Genomic DNA, 15,916 nt, shown 5'->3' on the forward strand with positions numbered 1-15,916 from the left:
CGCCCGAAAGGTTCAGCTTTGGCTTCACCGTCAACGGCAGTCACGGTTCTGTCCTTGGCGGGCACCAAGGAAAGAACCGCGCTGAAGGTGATGGGGTCAGACCTGTTCGGGCGCCCAGTTCAGGAACAGGCCAACGTCGCCGGGCATGCCGTCGGGAAAGTTGATGATCGTGGCCTTCAGGCGAAAGCCCTGGGGCTTGGCGACCTCAAGGTAGCGGTCGTAGAGTTCCTTGGCCTTGCCCTGCAGGGTATCGGGCCATCCCGGCTCGCGGTTGTTGATCGCCCTGCCCGAGTCGGTGCAAAGCTCTGAAGGGAAGGTATAGACCATTGCCTCGAACTTTCCGTTGTTGACCGCGCTCATCACCAGCTTGCGGATCACGGCACGTTCATCCTCGCTGATCTGATCGTGGAGAAAGCTCTCGGTAAACTCGTGCAGCTGCTTTTCCTTGTCGGCCTTCAGCTTTTCAGCCTTGTTGATCTCGTCCAGTTCCTTTTGCAGGATTGCGCGACGCAGCTCGCTTGCGCTGACCACCGGCGATTTATCTTCGCTCATCTCAGTCTCCTTCGATTGAATTCGGTACGGACGCGCGCTTTTCCAGAGATAAGCGCATCGAGACACATGATGTAAAGAATTCCGCACGTGGTTGCGTGTGACATCGGGTGACACGCACCCTCTTGGATCCCGCCCCTCGTCCAGTATCAGAGCGTAGGTTGTTTGCCACATGGCGCAGCCTCGCCTGTCAGAGCCTGCGCCAATCCGTCGCGGTCCATCGAGGCCGCCCACAGGTGCGCGACGGGCAGCCGCGCTATCCCGCACCCTTGGGCACTGGCAGACTGCCCGCGCGATAGGCCGACCAGTCGGTGATATCGGGATAATGCTGACGCCGCCATGCTCTGACCCGAGGGTTCATCAAACGTCGCCAGAGTGGCGGCACCATGGCGAGCGCGGTCATCGGCGGATAGCCTGTCGGCAGTTGGGGAGACAGATCGTCATGCGTCTGCAGCAGCGGAAAGCGCCGCATCGGGTGCAGGTGGTGATCGGCATGGCGCTGCAGGTTGATCAGCAGAAGGTTTGACACCCGATGCGTCGAATCCCAGCTGTGCTGCGGGCCGACCGGCTCGTACCGACCCGCTCCCAGATGGCGTCGGGTCAGCCCGTAGTGCTCGACGTAATTTGTCAGTTCAAGCTGCCAGACCGCGACGAAAGCCTGAAAGGCAAACAGCCCGACCCCGGCCCATCCGCCAAGGCCAAAGGCCAGCCCGAGCGCCCCCGCCTGCAGCGCCCCATAGCGCCAGAAGGGATTGCGCCGGTGCCAGGCCGGCAGGCCGCGCCTCGCCAGCATCGCTCGCTCGGCCCGCCATGCCGATCCCGGACCGCGCCACAGGACGCGGGCAAAGAAGCGATGAAACCCCTCATTGTAGCGCGCGGTCACGGTATCTCGTGGGGTGCCGACATGGGGGTGATGGACCAGCAGATGCTCGGTCCGGAAGTGAGAGTAGAGCACCATCGCCATCAGCAGATCGCCCAGCCAGCGCTCGGCCCGGCTTGGCTTGTGGAAAAGCTCGTGCGCGTAAACGATGCCCACTGTTCCGGTGGTGACGCCGATCCCGAACATGACCGCAAGTTTCTCATGCCAGGGAAAGTCTGCCAGATGGGTCAGATACCAAATCCCGCCATAGACGAGCAGGGCTTGGATCGGAAACCAAGCCCAGGTCAGAGCGCGAAACCAGAAAAGCTCGGTATCGGCCGTATCGGGATCAGGGTTGGTCAGATCACGCCCAAGGATCAGGTCAAAGATCGGCATGGCAACCCAGCCCCACAGGGGAATTGCGGCAATCCACCAGCCGCCATGGGCTATGGCCATCAGCACCAGAGGCACGAAAGTCAGCGTGATCCAATAGGGCCATGCGGCCGGGGGCGGGGTGCGGCTCATCGGGGTGTGCTCTCGCGCGGGGTGAGGGAAAGCCAGACGCCGTCGCGCCCGCGCACCGTCAACTGGGCGACCGGCATGGGCAGACGGTCCTCCACCAGCGCGACGCGGAAACTGCGCAGGATCATCGACAGGATCAATGTACCCTCTGTCATGGCAAAGGCTGCGCCGGGGCAGACCCGCGGACCGGCCGAGAACGGGATATAGGCCTTGCGCGCGGCCTCGCGTCCCTCGGGACACTCCCAGCGGGAAGGATCAAATCCGTCAGGGTCCTGCCAGATGCGTTCGTGGCGGTGCAGGTGCCACGGGCTGATGACGACCTGCGCGCCCTTTGGGACCGGGCGGGCACGGAAAGTCGCAGGCTGTGCCGCCTCACGCAGATACATGGGCACGGGCGGATAGAGCCGCATCGTTTCGCGGAATACCGCGCGCGATGCTTTCAGTTGCGCGACCATCGAGAAATGGATGCGTTCCGGATTGATGACGTCCAGTGCCTCGGCCGCCACGCGATCCTGCCACTCGGGCGCCAGCGCCATCAGATACAGCGCCCAGCCAAGCGCCGCGGCACTGGTCTCGTGGCCCGCCAGCAGGAAGATGCCCACCTGATCGGCCATTTCAGCGGGTGTGAACCGGCTGCCGTCCTGCGGGTCAGGGGTCGTCATGATGCGCGTGGCAAGATCATCGGGCGCGGTGCCTGCGGCAACCTCTGCCGCGCGCCGGTCAACCAGACTGCGGATCAGCGTCCGGATCTGTTGCGCCGTTTGTCGGGTGGCGCGCGACCGCCACCGTGGCACCCACCGTGGCACCCACCGGGGCAGCGGCAGCAGCGAGCCCGAGTTGACCAGCGGGCGCGATGCCTGATGGGCGCGGAAGGCATGGAACACCGCCGTTGCCGTCGTATCCTCGACCGGGATGGAAAAGAGCGCACGGAAGATCACGTCCAGCGCGACATGGCTGGTCAGAGGCTCGACATCTAGCGGGCGACCATCGGCGAGCGGTACCAAACGGCGCACAGCAGCCACGGACGCTTCCCAGATCGCAGGAAAGACCTCTCGCAGGCGGCCGCTCTCGAACGCCGGGTCGATGATGCGGCGCTGGCGCTGCCATTCCGCGCCATTGGTGATGAAGATCGATTGGCCCAGAAGCGGCGACAGCCCCTCGTGCAGACGGCGGGACTTGGGGAAGGTCTCGGGCTCTTGTACCAGCACCCGGTCAACCAGATCGGGGTCATTGCACAGGAACGAGGTGAAGAACGGCGTCCGATACTCAGCCATCCATGCCCGGTAGAGCCGCGCAGGTTGCGCCGAGAGGACGTCGCGCCTGAACATCCGGAGATAGCAAAGAAGGGACACCCGCTCGGGTCTCGGAGCAGGCTTTACTGGCCTTGGCGCGGCATGTGGACATGCCGGCCGGCGATCGGTGGCAGGGCCAAGGTCCTTCACCTGTGTTCCATCACCTTGCAACTGCATCCCATGGCGTCGGCACCTCTTGCGGTACGGGTTTGGTCTTTGGCACCCCTGCCCCTACAGGGCGCGACGAAAAGCTTGCGGCGATTTTCAGGGGAAGACAATCGGCAACGCGAAGTGCGAATACGCCTCGCGGCGGGTCGCTTTATAGCCTGACTGTCAGCCCAGGACCTTTCGGCCCCTGCATACATGGCAATTGCCGGAAGGAAAGGTTAAGGTTGATAACTGGCTGACGCCGCAATCCCAAGAATTCGTTACGGAAACCGACATGAAAGCAGAGTATGCCGCCCTTGTCAGACGCTCGCTTCTGCTGTCCTCGGCGCCCGAGCCCGTCGTCAACACCATGCTGGATGAGGCGCGCGTCCGCAATTTCTCGCGTGGTGCAACCATCTTTCTGCAGGGTGAGCGTGCGAGCGCGATCTATCTTGTGGCCGATGGTTGGGTAAAGCTCTACCGCATCGCGCCAAATGGGGCCGAGGCGGTCGTGGGCGTCTTCACCAAGGGCTCGTCCTTTGGCGAGGCAGTGGCATTCCGGCACGACACTTACCCGGTCGCCGCCGAAGCCGTGACGGATTGCACCCTTATCCGCATCGAGGCCGACAGCTTCTTGCGCCAGATCCGCGACAACCCCGAGGTTGCAATTGCGGTTCTGGCCTCGACGTTTGTGCATCTGCACAGCCTCGTCGCGCAGATCGAGCAGTTGAAAGCGCAGACAGGCGCGCAGCGGGTGGCCGAGTTCCTGCTGGAACTTGCCCCGTGCGAGAGCGGTGCCTGTGAGGTGACGCTGCCCTACGACAAGGTGCTCATCGCCGGTCGTCTGGGCATGAAGCCCGAAAGCCTGAGCCGGGCGTTCGGGCGGCTGAAGGATCATGGGGTGGTCATCCGGCAGAACGTGGCGCAAATCTCGGATATCGCGCAGCTGCGCGATTATGTCGAGGAAGACCCCGCGCTGGCCTGGTCACGCTGAGGGCAGGATTGAAAGTCCGATCAGAAGGGCGATGAACAGCCCGAGCACCAGCGAGAAGCCGCGCGCGATTTCAGGCGCCAGTGCGAGCTGCAGGTAGTAGTTCAGGATGACGTGTCCCTTGAGCCCTGCCAGGGGCAGGACGGCCGCCGCCAGCCAGCGCCCATCCAATCCGCTGGCCGCGACGAGCGTGGAAAGTGCGGAGAGCCCGACGAGGATGATCCAGGCGCGTGTAACGGTCATAGCAGATAGACCACCGGAAAAAGCAAGACCCAGACCAGATCAACCATGTGCCAGAAAGCGGCGCCGGTCTCGACCGCGCGTGGCCGGGCGAGGATGCCGACCAGCGCCAGCAAGACGATACCCGCCAGCACATGGGCCGCATGAAACCCGGTCAGCAAGATGTGGAATGTGAAGAAGGCGTGGGTTTCAAAGCTGATGCCCGCGGCGGCAAGGTCCGCGTATTCTGATGCCTTTAGCACCAGAAAGACCATGCCGAGTGCCGCTGCCGGCGCGAGCAGGGTGCGCATGCGGGCAATCCGCCCGGCCTCAACCGCTTGCACCGCAAGCGCGGCAAGCCAGCCGGACGTGACCAGAGCAATGGTGTTGATGCCGGCGCCTACGCGATGCAGATGCGACTGCGCCTCGGCAAATCCTGTCGGATCGGTGATGCGCAGGGCCAGAAAGGCGACCAGACCGGCCCCGAAGACCAGAAGCTCGGACACGATCAGGACCCACATCATGAACTCGCCCGGCAGCTTGTCGAAGGGGTCAGGGCGGTCGGGCGCTTGTGCGGATGGCGAGGCCGGGGGCGCGTCGCCCCCCGGACCCCCCGAGGATACTTGGGAAAAGGAGAGAGAGTGGAGTGCGGTCATCCGACCACCAATTGCCGGTAGATTGAGGGCAGGGCCTGGGTCAGCTTTTCAGGGTCGGGGATCAACGCAAAGCCGCCTTGCCCGAAGATGCGCGGGAACCAGCTTTTGCCGTCACGGTCTACGGTAATGCCGAAGACCGCGTGGCCGGTGCGGCGGGCCTCTCTCACCGCCATCATGCTGTCCTCGATGCCGTGGCGCCCCTCGTAGTGATCCAGGTCGTTTGGCTTGCCATCGGTGATCACGAGCAGCAGGCGCCGCTTGCGCGCCTGGTCGGCCAGCCCGCGCGAGACGTGGCGGATCGCGGCGCCGAGGCGGGTGTAGTGACCGGGGCGAAGGGCCGCGATGCGAGCCTCGACCTCTGGCCCCATCGGCTCGCCAAAGCCCTTGGCCTCTTGCACGAAGACGCGCTGGCGCTTCAGCGAGGAAAAGGCGTGGATCGCAAAATCGTCGCCGGTGGCATCAAGCCCCCAGGCCAGCGCGGCCAGCGCTTCGCGTTCCACGTCGATGACGCTGCGCCCGCCGTGACCGTGGCCGGGAATCGCGCTTTCCGTTGAACGTGAGACATCGAGCAGGATCGAGACGGCGAGGTCTCGGCGTTCGGGTCGGGTCTGGCGCCAGACTTTGTCAGTTCCCTCACCGCAGGCATAAAGATCGACCCGCGCGCGGACTGCACGCTCCGTATCCAGTTCGTCGCCGTCCGGGTGGCCAGGGGTCGAGACGAGGCTGGGACGCAAGGCCTCGAACTGGCGGCGGACGGCACGGATGCGTGCGCTGGCACGCGGGTCGTCCTGAAACGGGGGCGTGGCGGTGCTTGCGTCAATCCGGCTGTGCAGAACCCTGGCATGGGCAGGAAGATAGCTTGCAGTGCGCACATCCCATTCAGGATAGGTGGCAATGCCTGAAAGCGCCTCGCGATCCACGTCTTCGGGAGCGAGGTCGAGGTGCAGCTTCAGGCGGGTGGCGGGGGCCTTCGAGATCTGGCCGAGGCCGATCTCGTCCATGTCGTCGGCGGCCTTCTTGGCATCTTCGGAATCGTCATCCTCGATGCGTCGGTTGAGGTTGGCGAAATCGGCCCAGGACAGGATGGCCTCGAACTTGTGCAGGATAAAGCTGTCGTTGCGCTCGGCCTGATCGGACTTGCGGCGACGGGCGCGGCGGGTCTTGCTGCCTTCGCCCTCTTCGGGGGTGCCTTCGGTCTCGCGCGTCTCTACCGCGCTGGCAGCCGAGCGGACCTGCGTCCGCAGGTCGGGCCAGAGTGCGACGCCCCGGAAGGGCCGATAGCCGCGCGGTGCACGCGGAATGGTGCGGAACTCGCCCGTGGTGATGGCCTCGCGCAGAAGTCTTGCGCGGCTGGACAGGGGGGCGGGATCGCCCAGCAGGTTCCGGATGACCGCCTCGAGCGTCGCCTCGGCCTGCGGCAGGCGAGGTGTGCGGCGGATGGCCAGCATCGCCGCACAGAGATCGGCATAGAGCGCGCGAAATCCGGGCGCGTCCTGCAGCGTGTCGCGCACCATGGCCTGTCCGGCGGCAAGTGCGGCCAGATCGGCGCGCAGCGGGTCGGCTTCGTCGGGGATGGGGCCGGCATGGGCGGCGATCGCCGCAAGCCAGATATAGAGCGCGGTATTCGCCTCGGGCGCGGGGAAGACCGCTAGGCTTTCGGGCAGGCGCAGCGCGGCACCATCAAAGCTGGCGCGCGGCGTGTCTTCGGCCCAGGTACCTAACCGGCGCAGAAGAGACAGCCGGTGGTGGCTGGTCTCGTCGGCGGCGGGCTTGATCTCGACCGCCGGATCCCCGCCAAGACCGCGGAAAAGGACTGCCAGCCGTCCGCCCACCTGCGAGAGGTGGACGCGGGCTCCTTCGTGGACGGGATCAGCGTCCAGACGGCTGGCAAAGGCGTGCCACAGTTTCCCGACGGTTTCTTCGGGTTCCCATGGCTCGAATTCGATCCGTGACATGGCCGGCCTCACCCGAAAACGGCGGTCACAAGATCGCGGAGCCCGGCCTTCACATCCGCATCATCCGTCAGGGGCTCGATCATCGCGGCGCGAATGGCGCGTTCGACCGGCATGCCCCCGGCGATCAGGGTTGCGGCATAGACGACAAGACGGGTAGAGACGCCCTCCTCAAGATCCTGGCCCTTCATGGCGCGCAGCTTGCCCGCAAGGCGGACCAGCGGCTGGACGCGATCTTCTGCAAGGCCGGATTCGCGGGCAACGACCGGGATTTCATGTTCCGGTCGCGGGAAGCTGAACTCCAGCGAGACAAAGCGCTGCCGGGTCGAGGGCTTCAACGTTTTCAGGATGTTCTGGTAGCCGGGGTTGTAGGAGGCCACGAGCAGGAAATCGGGATGGGCTACAAGCTCTTCGCCGGTGCGGTCCACCGGCAGGATGCGACGGTCGTCGGTCAGCGGGTGCAGCACCACGGTCACGTCCTTGCGCGCCTCGACCACCTCGTCGAGGTAACATATCGCGCCTTCGCGCACCGCGCGGGTCAGGGGGCCATCGATCCAGATCGTTTCACCGCCCTTGAGCAGGTAGCGACCGATCAGATCGGCGGCGGAAAGGTCATCATGGCAGGCCACGGTATAGAGTGGCCGGCCAAGCCGTGCCGCCATATGGGCGACAAAGCGGGTCTTGCCGCAGCCGGTGGGGCCCTTCAGCAGCACAGGCAGGCGATGGGCAGCGGCGGCGGCGAAGACATCGCATTCGTCGCCCTGGGCCAGATAGAAGGGGGCATCGGCCCCCCCCTTTGCGTTGAAGGTTCCATCCATCTGCATCACTCCGCAGGGGTTTCAAGGCCGCGCTCGATGACTTCCTTGCGGGGCATCGTCACGGCGTAGATGAAGAGGATCGCGCCCAAGACCACCGCCACGCCCGAGCCGAAGCGCATCGCGTAGAAGATCCAGAGCTGGTCCTGCACGTCCATGTAGGCCTCGCCGTTCACGCGCTGCAGGTGGGTCTGCACGGTGCCCGCAAAGGTCAGCGTGAAGGTCATGAACACCACGCCGCCCGACATCAGCCAGAACGACGCCATGTTCAGCACCTGATTGTACGGGTCACGCCCGCGCAGCACCGGCATCGCATAGCTGATGATCGCAAGGTTGAGGCAGACATAGGCACCATAGAAGGCAAGGTGTCCGTGGGCTGCGGTGATCTGCGTGCCGTGGGTGTAGTAGTTCACCCCGTGCAGCGTGTGCAGAAAACCCCAGACCCCTGCGCCAAAGAAGGCAAGCGTCCCGCAACCGAGGCTCCACAGCAAGGCCGCCTTGTTCGGGTGGTCGCGGCGGCCCTTCCAGACCATGACGAAGGCAAACGACATCATGGCGAAGAAGGGAACGACCTCCATCGTCGAGAAGATCGAGCCGATCCACTGCCAGTAGCCCGGCGTGCCGATCCACAGGTAGTGGTGGCCGGTGCCCAGGATGCCCGAGAAGAGCGCGAGCGCGGCGATGACGTAGAGCCACTTTTCAACCACCTCGCGGTCAACGCCCGTCAGCTTCAGCATCAGGAAGGCGAGGATCGAGGCCATCACCAGCTCCCACGTGCCTTCCACCCACAGGTGCACGATGTACCACCAGTACATCTTGTCCAGCGCAAGGTTGTCGGGGTTGACGAAGGCAAAGAGGAACAGCAGCGACAGGATCCACAGACCCAGAAGCAGGATGTTGGTGATCGCGGTCTTCTTGCCTGCCAGCACCGTCATCGAGATGTTGTAGAGGAAGATCAGCGCGGCGACGACGATGCCCACCTTGACCCAGCGGGGCTGTTCGATGAACTCGCGCCCCTCGTTGCCCAGCACAAAGTTGCCGTCAAAGAGGTTGAAGAGGTAGGTCACGACCACGCCTGCGGTGCCCAGCACGAAGATGGCCAGTTGCAGATAGGCCAACATCGGCGAGTGGATCTCGCGCTCGGATTCCTCGGGGATCAGATAGTAGGCGGCCCCGAAGAAGCCCAGCAGCAGCCAGACGACGAGGCTGTTGGTATGCAACATGCGGCCCACGTTGAAGGGCAGGATCTCGGCCAGGAAGTTGGGCGAAATGTAGATATAGCCTAGAACGAGGCCCATTGTGACCTGCACGGCAAACAGCGCCATGGCAACGGCGAAATAGGCCAGCGCGATCTTTTGCGTTTGGTATTTCATGGTGGTTCTCCTCAGCCCGCGTCATTCGGCGGCCAGTCCTGCGCGCGGATCGTGTTCGTCCACAGCAGGAAATCGGCGATTTCGCGGTATTCGTCGTCCGTCAGTCCGAAATTCGGCATCTGGCGGCGGCCTTCGATGCCTGTTGGCATCGCGTCCATCCAACCCTTCAGCGCGGTGAACGCCCCTTCATGATCGCCCGGCTCGATGCCCCAACGGGTCATCACATTAGCGAGCTCTGGTGCGAAATAGGCGCCTTCGCCGAGAATTGTGTGGCAGTTGATGCAGGCGTGCTTTTCCCAAAGCGCCTTACCCTTCGCGACGCTTTCGGTCAGCGTGGCGCGGTCGGTCGAGGTGTTGACGATATAGAGGTGCGAATGGGCTGTCAGACCCACGAAGATAAGAATGAAGAACAGTGACCCGCCGTAGAAGATGTTCCGGGCCATGCTCTTGGTCATGACTTCGCGCATGGCGATTGGTCCTTCCCTGAGCGGTTTCAGTCACTCTTCTGTGAAGAACTGGCCAGAGTCGGGCCTTAACAAAAGTCAACCTTGCGACGTGGAATTGCCGCATGCCACCTCGAGCCGGGAATCGGGAAAGCGCGCCAGCGTGCTCTCGATGCCGGCGCGGTCGAGCAGGCAGAATGCGGTGGACAGCGCGTCAGCCAGAGCGGCCTGTGGGGCCGAGACCGAAACCGTGGTCCAGCGGGCGGTTTCGCCCTGTGGCCCAAGAATATGGGGATGGCCTGCCCCGATCATGGTGCCCATGGGCGAAGAGGTCGAAAGCGCGCGGTCCGTCAGTGCGGCAAGGTCAATCCGCCTTCCCTCCGGGTCGGTGATGGCGGCGGTCCAGGCGCGTCCGTCCGGGTGCTGGCCGAGGGCTGCGATCTCGCCCATGTCGATCAGCGCGCGATCAAACCCTTCGCTGCGCAGGATGACCGCGATCCGGTCGGCTGCCCAACCCTGGGCAATGCCATTCAGCGTCAGCGCCTGTCCCCGGTCGAGCCGGATTTCGCTGGCGGATACCTGCACCCGGCCAAACCCGATGACCGAACGCGCCGCCGAGATGTCCCCCCCGCCTGCCAGCGCACGATAGAGCGGCTGCACCGTTGGATCAAAGACGCCCCCCGTTGCCCGATGAACAGCTGCCGACAGATGCAGCACCTGCAGCAGATCGTCCTGCGGAAAGGTCAGCCGGCCATCCCGGTTCAGGCGGGTCAGTGCCGAGTCGCGGTGCAGGCTGAAGATCGCGTCCAGCCGGGAAAGCTCGGCCTTTACCCGACGCAGGGCGTGGGCGGACTGCGCGGTGGTCGCGCCCACCAGCCGCAATCCCAGGGACGCGCCGAATCCCGTCCCGTTCCAGACCGTCTCGGCGGCTTGGACGGGTGCGGCCAGGACGGCGGCGGTGATCGCCATGAAACGACGGCGGTTCATCATGGGGGGCTCCCGATTGGCGCGCGCGGCACGCGGGGCCCCCACCAGACGTGCCAGAGGTCCACAAGGTATAGCGCAAACGCCGCGATCCAAAGCGCACCTGCGATCAGAACGGTCGGATCATGCAATCCCGGCAAGGCTGAACCCAGAAACCGGGTCAGTGCGGCGAGTGGCACCAGCGCATAGGCCAGCGCAACCCGACGCGATGCGACAAGCGGGCGCCCGGTATGCCCGAGGCTGGCCCGCGACATGACGGCGAGCGTCATGCCGCCGACCGCGCCGATACCGAGAACATGCAGTGCTGCGATCTCGGTCCCCAATCCAAGGTTTGCAAGACCCAGCAACAGAAGCCCAAGCGCGTTGATCGCGTACGACAGATGCAACGTCCACAGGATCGGTTTACCCAGGGTCCAGACCCCTTTCCAAAGCGCGACCCGGATAAGGCCGGCCACCCCGGCGACGACGGCGACCGCACCGATGATGTGGTCAGGCAAGCTGACAAGGTAGGTCATCGGCAGCGCCATCGCTGCGGCAATGGAAACTGCCGCCAATGGCATCGGGTTCTGGGGCAGGTGGGTCTCGCGCCCTGATTGCACCATTGCATTTCGAGTGAAGCCGGGAGTCACGCGCCCACCCAGGACCATGATCATGCAGCAAAGTGTTACCAGTCCCATCCGGAGCCCAGCCCATGCCGTATCCGTATGGCCCAGCCACTCCAGATGCACCATCAGGTTTGCGATCCAGAATGCCGCAAGGAGGGCCAGAAAGATCATCTGCTGCGGCTTGGGTTTGCGGATGAGCTGGCCGAGGATCTGTGCCCCAAGGAAGGGCGCAAAGGCCAGATCGGCTGCGGCCACCGAGATCAGAGGCACATGACCAGACATCCAGACCGCGAGGCGCCCGGCAAGCCAGATGGACCAGACCGCCGCGATGTAGCGATGTGGCGCCCCCTTCGCCCCGGTCCAGTTTGGAACAGCGGTCAGGAAAAACCCTGCCAGAGCCGCGCCACCGTAGCCAAAGATCATCTCATGCGCATGCCACAGATGTGGGGCAGGCGCCGCAGGCAGATCCAGAGATCCGCCCGCGGCCTGAACGGCAAGCCATGCTTCCCACACGCCCATTGCGATGACGGCATAGAGACCGGCAGCCAGAAAGAAGACCCGGAACCCTTCGGAAAAGAGGCGTTCTAGCGCAGTCATTGTTGGACTCCATCCATGGTCCTCGCACGGCGCTTCAGCACGGGGCACTGCGTGCCATCATTCATGATGACCTGGCAGCGCAGGCAAAGGACACATTCGTTCACATTGATCCGCCCGATCGCGTCAATCGCGCCGACGGTGCACTTCGTTTCGCACATCCGGCATTCGCGGCCGCATTGCGGGCGGCGTTTCAGCCAGTCAAAGATCTTGAGCTTCGCGGGAATTGCGAGGCCAGCCCCCAAGGGGCATAGGTAGCGGCAATAGAACCGCTCTATGAAAAGCCCCGCACAGAGAATGGCCGCGACGAACAGAAGAAATGGCCATGCACGGACAAAGCGCAGGCTGATCGCGGTCTTGAAGGGCTCGACTTCGGCCAAGACCAGCGCGTGGTGCATCGAGTAGAATGACAGTGCAAGGATTGCGACAAACAGCGTGTACTTGATCGCCCAAAGCCGTTCATGCAGGGCTTGCGGCACGGTGATCTGCCGCACCCCCAACCGCACTGCGACGGCATTCGTCAGTTCCTGCAGGGCACCGAACGGACACAGCCAGCCGCAATAGACGCCGCGCCCCCAGAACAGCAGGCCAAGCGCCACAAAGGACCACAGCAGAAAGATGACGGGCTCGATCAGGAAGGTTTCCCAGCGAAAGCCCGTCAGCAACGCATGGATGAAGGCCACCACCTGCACGACCGAAAGCTGACCGTTCAGCCCCATGCCGAGAACCAGAAAGCTGCCGGTCAGGAAGATCAGCCGACCGGCCCGCCACAGTGCGGGGCGGCGGGTGATCCACTCCTGTGCGAAAAGGATCACCGTCAGGGCCACCAGCATCACGACAACCATCCCCGCCTGCAAGCGCTTTTCGGCCCAGATCAACTGCCAGAGCGGCTCGGGTGCCAGTGCAGCCGGCACGAAGGCCTGCGGCAGCGCGACGGAAAGGGTGGTGTCCATGGTGACGGTTGTGCCGTTCGTCGTGGGTCGTCGCGACTGCACGTCGACGGCGAAGGGTCGGCTCGGATCGATGGTGGCGGGCAGCGCAAAGACGCTGATCTCTTTCATCGTGGGGGCATCGGGCAGGGCCAGGCGCTTGACCATGTGATAGCTCTCGGCGGTGGGTTGCCACCGGGTTTCGCCCTGCACGATTGTCAGTCGGTCGAACAGGCCGCTCTGCCGCCAGTCGGTGCCCCGATGCGATTGAACACCCATAGACATCACGATCAGGGCCGCCTCGCCCGAGCCGAGCGCACCAATCACACGGGTGAATTCCTTCTGACCCAAGAGGTTCTGTCCGATCGTGGGTGGATCCAGGATACCGGCCCAAAGGTGCAGGAAATCGCCCGGACCCGGGGGAACGGGAACCTTGGCGCCCGCCAGCGCCCGCGCGGCCTCGTCCATCGTGACGCGCGCCTCGGCAAGCGCGCCCATATCCATCAGGCCGCCCCAGTCGAGAGGCGTGAAGGTCAGCCGGCCAATCCCCTGGGCAGCCAGGATGCCACGCCCTGCTGCCAGCGTGCGGGCGGTGCGCAGGATGCCGTCGCGGATGACCCCGGTCGAGACGGTCGCGCGGCTGATGACGTCGGGCGCATCAGGTGTCGCTGCCTTGGGCGATGCAAGCTCCAGCCCTTCAAAGCCACTGACATAGGCTGCGATATCCTCATCCGAAATTCCCAGCGTCAGTACCGGTTCGTTGTGCTGGACCAGTTGTGCGCCACTGATCCGTCCGGATGGCGTGATGGCGATCAACACGTCGAGCGGTAGCCCGGAATAGCCGACAGATCCGGCGATCTCCCACGTCGAGCCAATGTACGCGACCACCTGACCGTCACGGACCACGTCCCACCCCGGAACACCGGAGTCGATACGACGGATCTGCACAGGGGCAGAAACGCCGGCCAGTTCGGCTGCCTGTGCCTGCGTGGGTGGCGTTATGCCCCGCTCGGCGACCAGGCCCCCGCCGCCGGCCAGAGCGATCCGCACCGATATCAGCAATGTCAGCAGAATGAGGGCGAGTGCGCGCATCGGAATCCCATCGGGCAGCCGGGGCAATCTGCCGGACGGGAACCTTTCGATCCTTAACAAAAGTCAAAGCCTGCCCCGACCTATCACGCGAATGTGTGCGCAGCCTCACCAGCTGAACGGAGAGATACCCATGACACGCCAAGCCCCCAAAGCCAGGACGATCCTGTGGGGCAGTGCCGCCTTGGCCCTTGGACTGCTGACTGCGCCGCTTCATGCGCAGGACAAGCCAAAGGAACATGCCGACGGCCCCGCCGCCGCCTATGAGCCCTCGATGACCACGCTGGGCCAGTTGCAGGTCGAGATCCCGGGCCGCAAGCCCGACGATCCGGTCATGACCCAGGAAGAGTTCCAGAAGGCCACCCAGATCTACTTCGAGCGCTGCGCAGGCTGCCATGGTGTGCTGCGCAAAGGTGCGACGGGCAAGCCTCTGACCACCGATATTACCCGCGTCAATGGCTATGAGTACCTGCAGAGCTTCATCACCTACGGCTCACCTGCCGGGATGCCGAACTGGGGCACCTCGGGAGAGCTGAACGAGGCCGATGTCGACCTGATGGCCCGCTATCTGCTGCTTGAGCCGCCAGCCCCCCCGGAATGGGGCATGCCTGAGATGAAGAACAGCTGGAAGGTCGTGGTCAAGCCCGAGGACCGCCCGACCAAGCAGATGAACAGCCTCGATCTGGAAAACATCATGTCCGTCACGCTGCGTGACGCGGGGCAGGTCGCACTGATCGACGGAAACACGCATGAGATCGTATCGGTCATCGATACAGGCTATGCGGTGCATATCAGCCGTATCTCGGCCTCCGGGCGCTATCTCTTCGTGATCGGCCGCGATGGTCTGGTCAACATGATCGACCTGTGGATGGAAAAGCCCGACACCGTCGCCTCGATCAAGATCGGCATCGAGGCCCGCTCTGTTGAAACGTCAAAGTTCGAGGGCTGGGAAGACAAGCTCGCCATCGCCGGCGCCTACTGGCCCCCGCAATACGTGATCATGGACGGCGCCACGCTCGAGCCGCTGAAGATCGTCTCGACCCGCGGCAATATCTATGACGAGCAGGTCTATCACCCCGAGCCGCGTGTGGCCTCTATCCTGGCCTCGCACTACAAGCCCGAGTTCATCGTGAACGTGAAGGAGACGGGCAAGATCCTGTTCGTCGACTACACCGACCTCAAGAACCTCAAGACGGTCGAGATCGAGGCAGAGCGTTTCCTGCATGACGGCGGCTTTGACAGTACGCACCGCTACTTCCTTGTGGCCGCAAACCAGCGCGGCAAGATCGCGGTGGTGGACACCAAAGAGGACAAGCTGACCGCGCTGATCGAGACGGGCGGCCAGACCCCGCATCCGGGGCGTGGCGCAAACTTCACCCATCCGGTCTTTGGTCCTGTCTGGGCAACCTCGCACCTCGGCGATGAAAGCGTGGCGCTGATCGGCACCGATCCCGAAGGGCATCCCGATCAGGCCTGGAAGATCGTCGACAACTTTTATGCCTTGGGTGGCGGTTCGCTCTTCATCAAGACCCATCCGAACAGCCAGCATCTCTATGTCGATGCGGCGCTGAACCCGGATGCGGAAGTGTCCTCCAGCGTGGCGGTCTTCGACATCTCGACCATGACCGGCGACACTGAGACCGACCCCGAGTTCAAGACCCTGCCGATCGGCGAATGGGCGGGTATCGCAGAAGGTCAGCCGCGCGTCGTGCAGCCCGAGTTCAACAAGGACGGCACCGAGGTCTGGTTCTCGGTCTGGAACGCCAAGGACAAGGAAAGCGCCATCGTCGTTGTGGACGACAAGACGCTTGAGTTGAAGAAGGTGATCAAGGACCAGCGCCTGATCACCCCGACGGGCAAGTTCAACGTCCTCAACACCCAGAAGGACATCTACTGA

At 63.8% G+C, this 15,916-nt stretch carries 14 protein-coding genes; 2 read left to right on the top strand and 12 right to left on the bottom strand.

Annotated features, from left to right (window positions below):
• Positions 1–96: 96 nt before the first annotated feature.
• From FQU74_RS00135 to FQU74_RS00145, 3 genes are all read right to left on the bottom strand, one after another.
• A complete protein-coding gene (locus FQU74_RS00135) occupies positions 97–552 on the bottom strand; it encodes a histidine kinase (protein WP_146284190.1) in 456 nt (151 codons plus the stop codon).
• A gap of 253 nt (positions 553–805) precedes the next feature.
• Complete coding sequence (locus FQU74_RS00140; RefSeq protein ID WP_146284192.1) at positions 806–1,933, bottom strand: alkane 1-monooxygenase; 1,128 nt, start codon at positions 1,931–1,933, stop codon at positions 806–808.
• Entirely contained in the window at positions 1,930–3,258 is a 1,329-nt protein-coding gene (locus FQU74_RS00145) for a cytochrome P450 (protein ID WP_229704458.1), read from the bottom strand. Before FQU74_RS00145 ends, FQU74_RS00140 begins: the two co-directional genes overlap by 4 nt.
• Positions 3,259–3,664: 406 nt before the next feature.
• On the opposite strand from FQU74_RS00145, the gene FQU74_RS00150 reads away from it, so the two are divergent.
• Positions 3,665–4,363, top strand: a complete 699-nt coding sequence (locus tag FQU74_RS00150; protein ID WP_146284196.1) for a Crp/Fnr family transcriptional regulator — start codon at positions 3,665–3,667, stop codon at positions 4,361–4,363.
• On the opposite strand, the gene FQU74_RS00155 is transcribed toward FQU74_RS00150, so the two are convergent.
• The 9 genes from FQU74_RS00155 to FQU74_RS00195 all read right to left on the bottom strand — a co-directional run bounded on the left by FQU74_RS00155 (position 4,355) and on the right by FQU74_RS00195 (position 14,022).
• Entirely contained in the window at positions 4,355–4,603 is a 249-nt protein-coding gene (locus tag FQU74_RS00155) for a cytochrome C oxidase subunit IV family protein (RefSeq protein ID WP_146284198.1), read from the bottom strand. The genes FQU74_RS00150 and FQU74_RS00155 overlap by 9 nt on opposite strands.
• Positions 4,600–5,103, bottom strand: a complete 504-nt coding sequence (locus tag FQU74_RS00160) for a cytochrome c oxidase subunit 3 (protein ID WP_229704462.1) — start codon at positions 5,101–5,103, stop codon at positions 4,600–4,602. Before FQU74_RS00160 ends, FQU74_RS00155 begins: the two co-directional genes overlap by 4 nt.
• A gap of 128 nt (positions 5,104–5,231) precedes the next feature.
• Positions 5,232–7,190, bottom strand: a complete 1,959-nt coding sequence (locus FQU74_RS00165) for a nitric oxide reductase activation protein NorD (RefSeq protein ID WP_146284200.1) — start codon at positions 7,188–7,190, stop codon at positions 5,232–5,234.
• Between the two features lie 8 nt (positions 7,191–7,198).
• Positions 7,199–8,005 (bottom strand): CbbQ/NirQ/NorQ/GpvN family protein, encoded by an 807-nt coding sequence (locus FQU74_RS00170; RefSeq protein WP_229704457.1) that lies wholly within the window; start codon positions 8,003–8,005, stop codon positions 7,199–7,201.
• A gap of 5 nt (positions 8,006–8,010) precedes the next feature.
• Entirely contained in the window at positions 8,011–9,375 is a 1,365-nt protein-coding gene (locus FQU74_RS00175) for a cbb3-type cytochrome c oxidase subunit I (protein ID WP_146284204.1), read from the bottom strand.
• An 11-nt stretch (positions 9,376–9,386) separates the two neighbouring features.
• The gene (locus FQU74_RS00180; RefSeq protein ID WP_146284206.1) at positions 9,387–9,842 is read right to left on the bottom strand and encodes a c-type cytochrome; all 456 of its coding nucleotides are present in this window, start codon (positions 9,840–9,842) and stop codon (positions 9,387–9,389) included.
• A gap of 75 nt (positions 9,843–9,917) precedes the next feature.
• Entirely contained in the window at positions 9,918–10,808 is an 891-nt protein-coding gene (locus FQU74_RS00185; RefSeq protein ID WP_229704456.1) for an FAD:protein FMN transferase, read from the bottom strand.
• Positions 10,805–12,004, bottom strand: coding sequence for an NnrS family protein (locus tag FQU74_RS00190; protein ID WP_146284208.1), 1,200 nt, complete (start codon positions 12,002–12,004; stop codon positions 10,805–10,807). The genes FQU74_RS00185 and FQU74_RS00190 overlap by 4 nt, the downstream gene beginning before the upstream one ends.
• Complete coding sequence (locus tag FQU74_RS00195; protein WP_146284210.1) at positions 12,001–14,022, bottom strand: NosR/NirI family protein; 2,022 nt, start codon at positions 14,020–14,022, stop codon at positions 12,001–12,003. Before FQU74_RS00195 ends, FQU74_RS00190 begins: the two co-directional genes overlap by 4 nt.
• 130 nt (positions 14,023–14,152) lie before the next feature.
• On the opposite strand from FQU74_RS00195, the gene FQU74_RS00200 reads away from it, so the two are divergent.
• The gene (locus FQU74_RS00200) at positions 14,153–15,916 is read left to right on the top strand and encodes a nitrite reductase (RefSeq protein WP_146284212.1); all 1,764 of its coding nucleotides are present in this window, start codon (positions 14,153–14,155) and stop codon (positions 15,914–15,916) included.

The organism is Gemmobacter aquaticus (assembly GCF_007859075.1).
GTDB lineage: Bacteria > Pseudomonadota > Alphaproteobacteria > Rhodobacterales > Rhodobacteraceae > Gemmobacter > Gemmobacter aquaticus.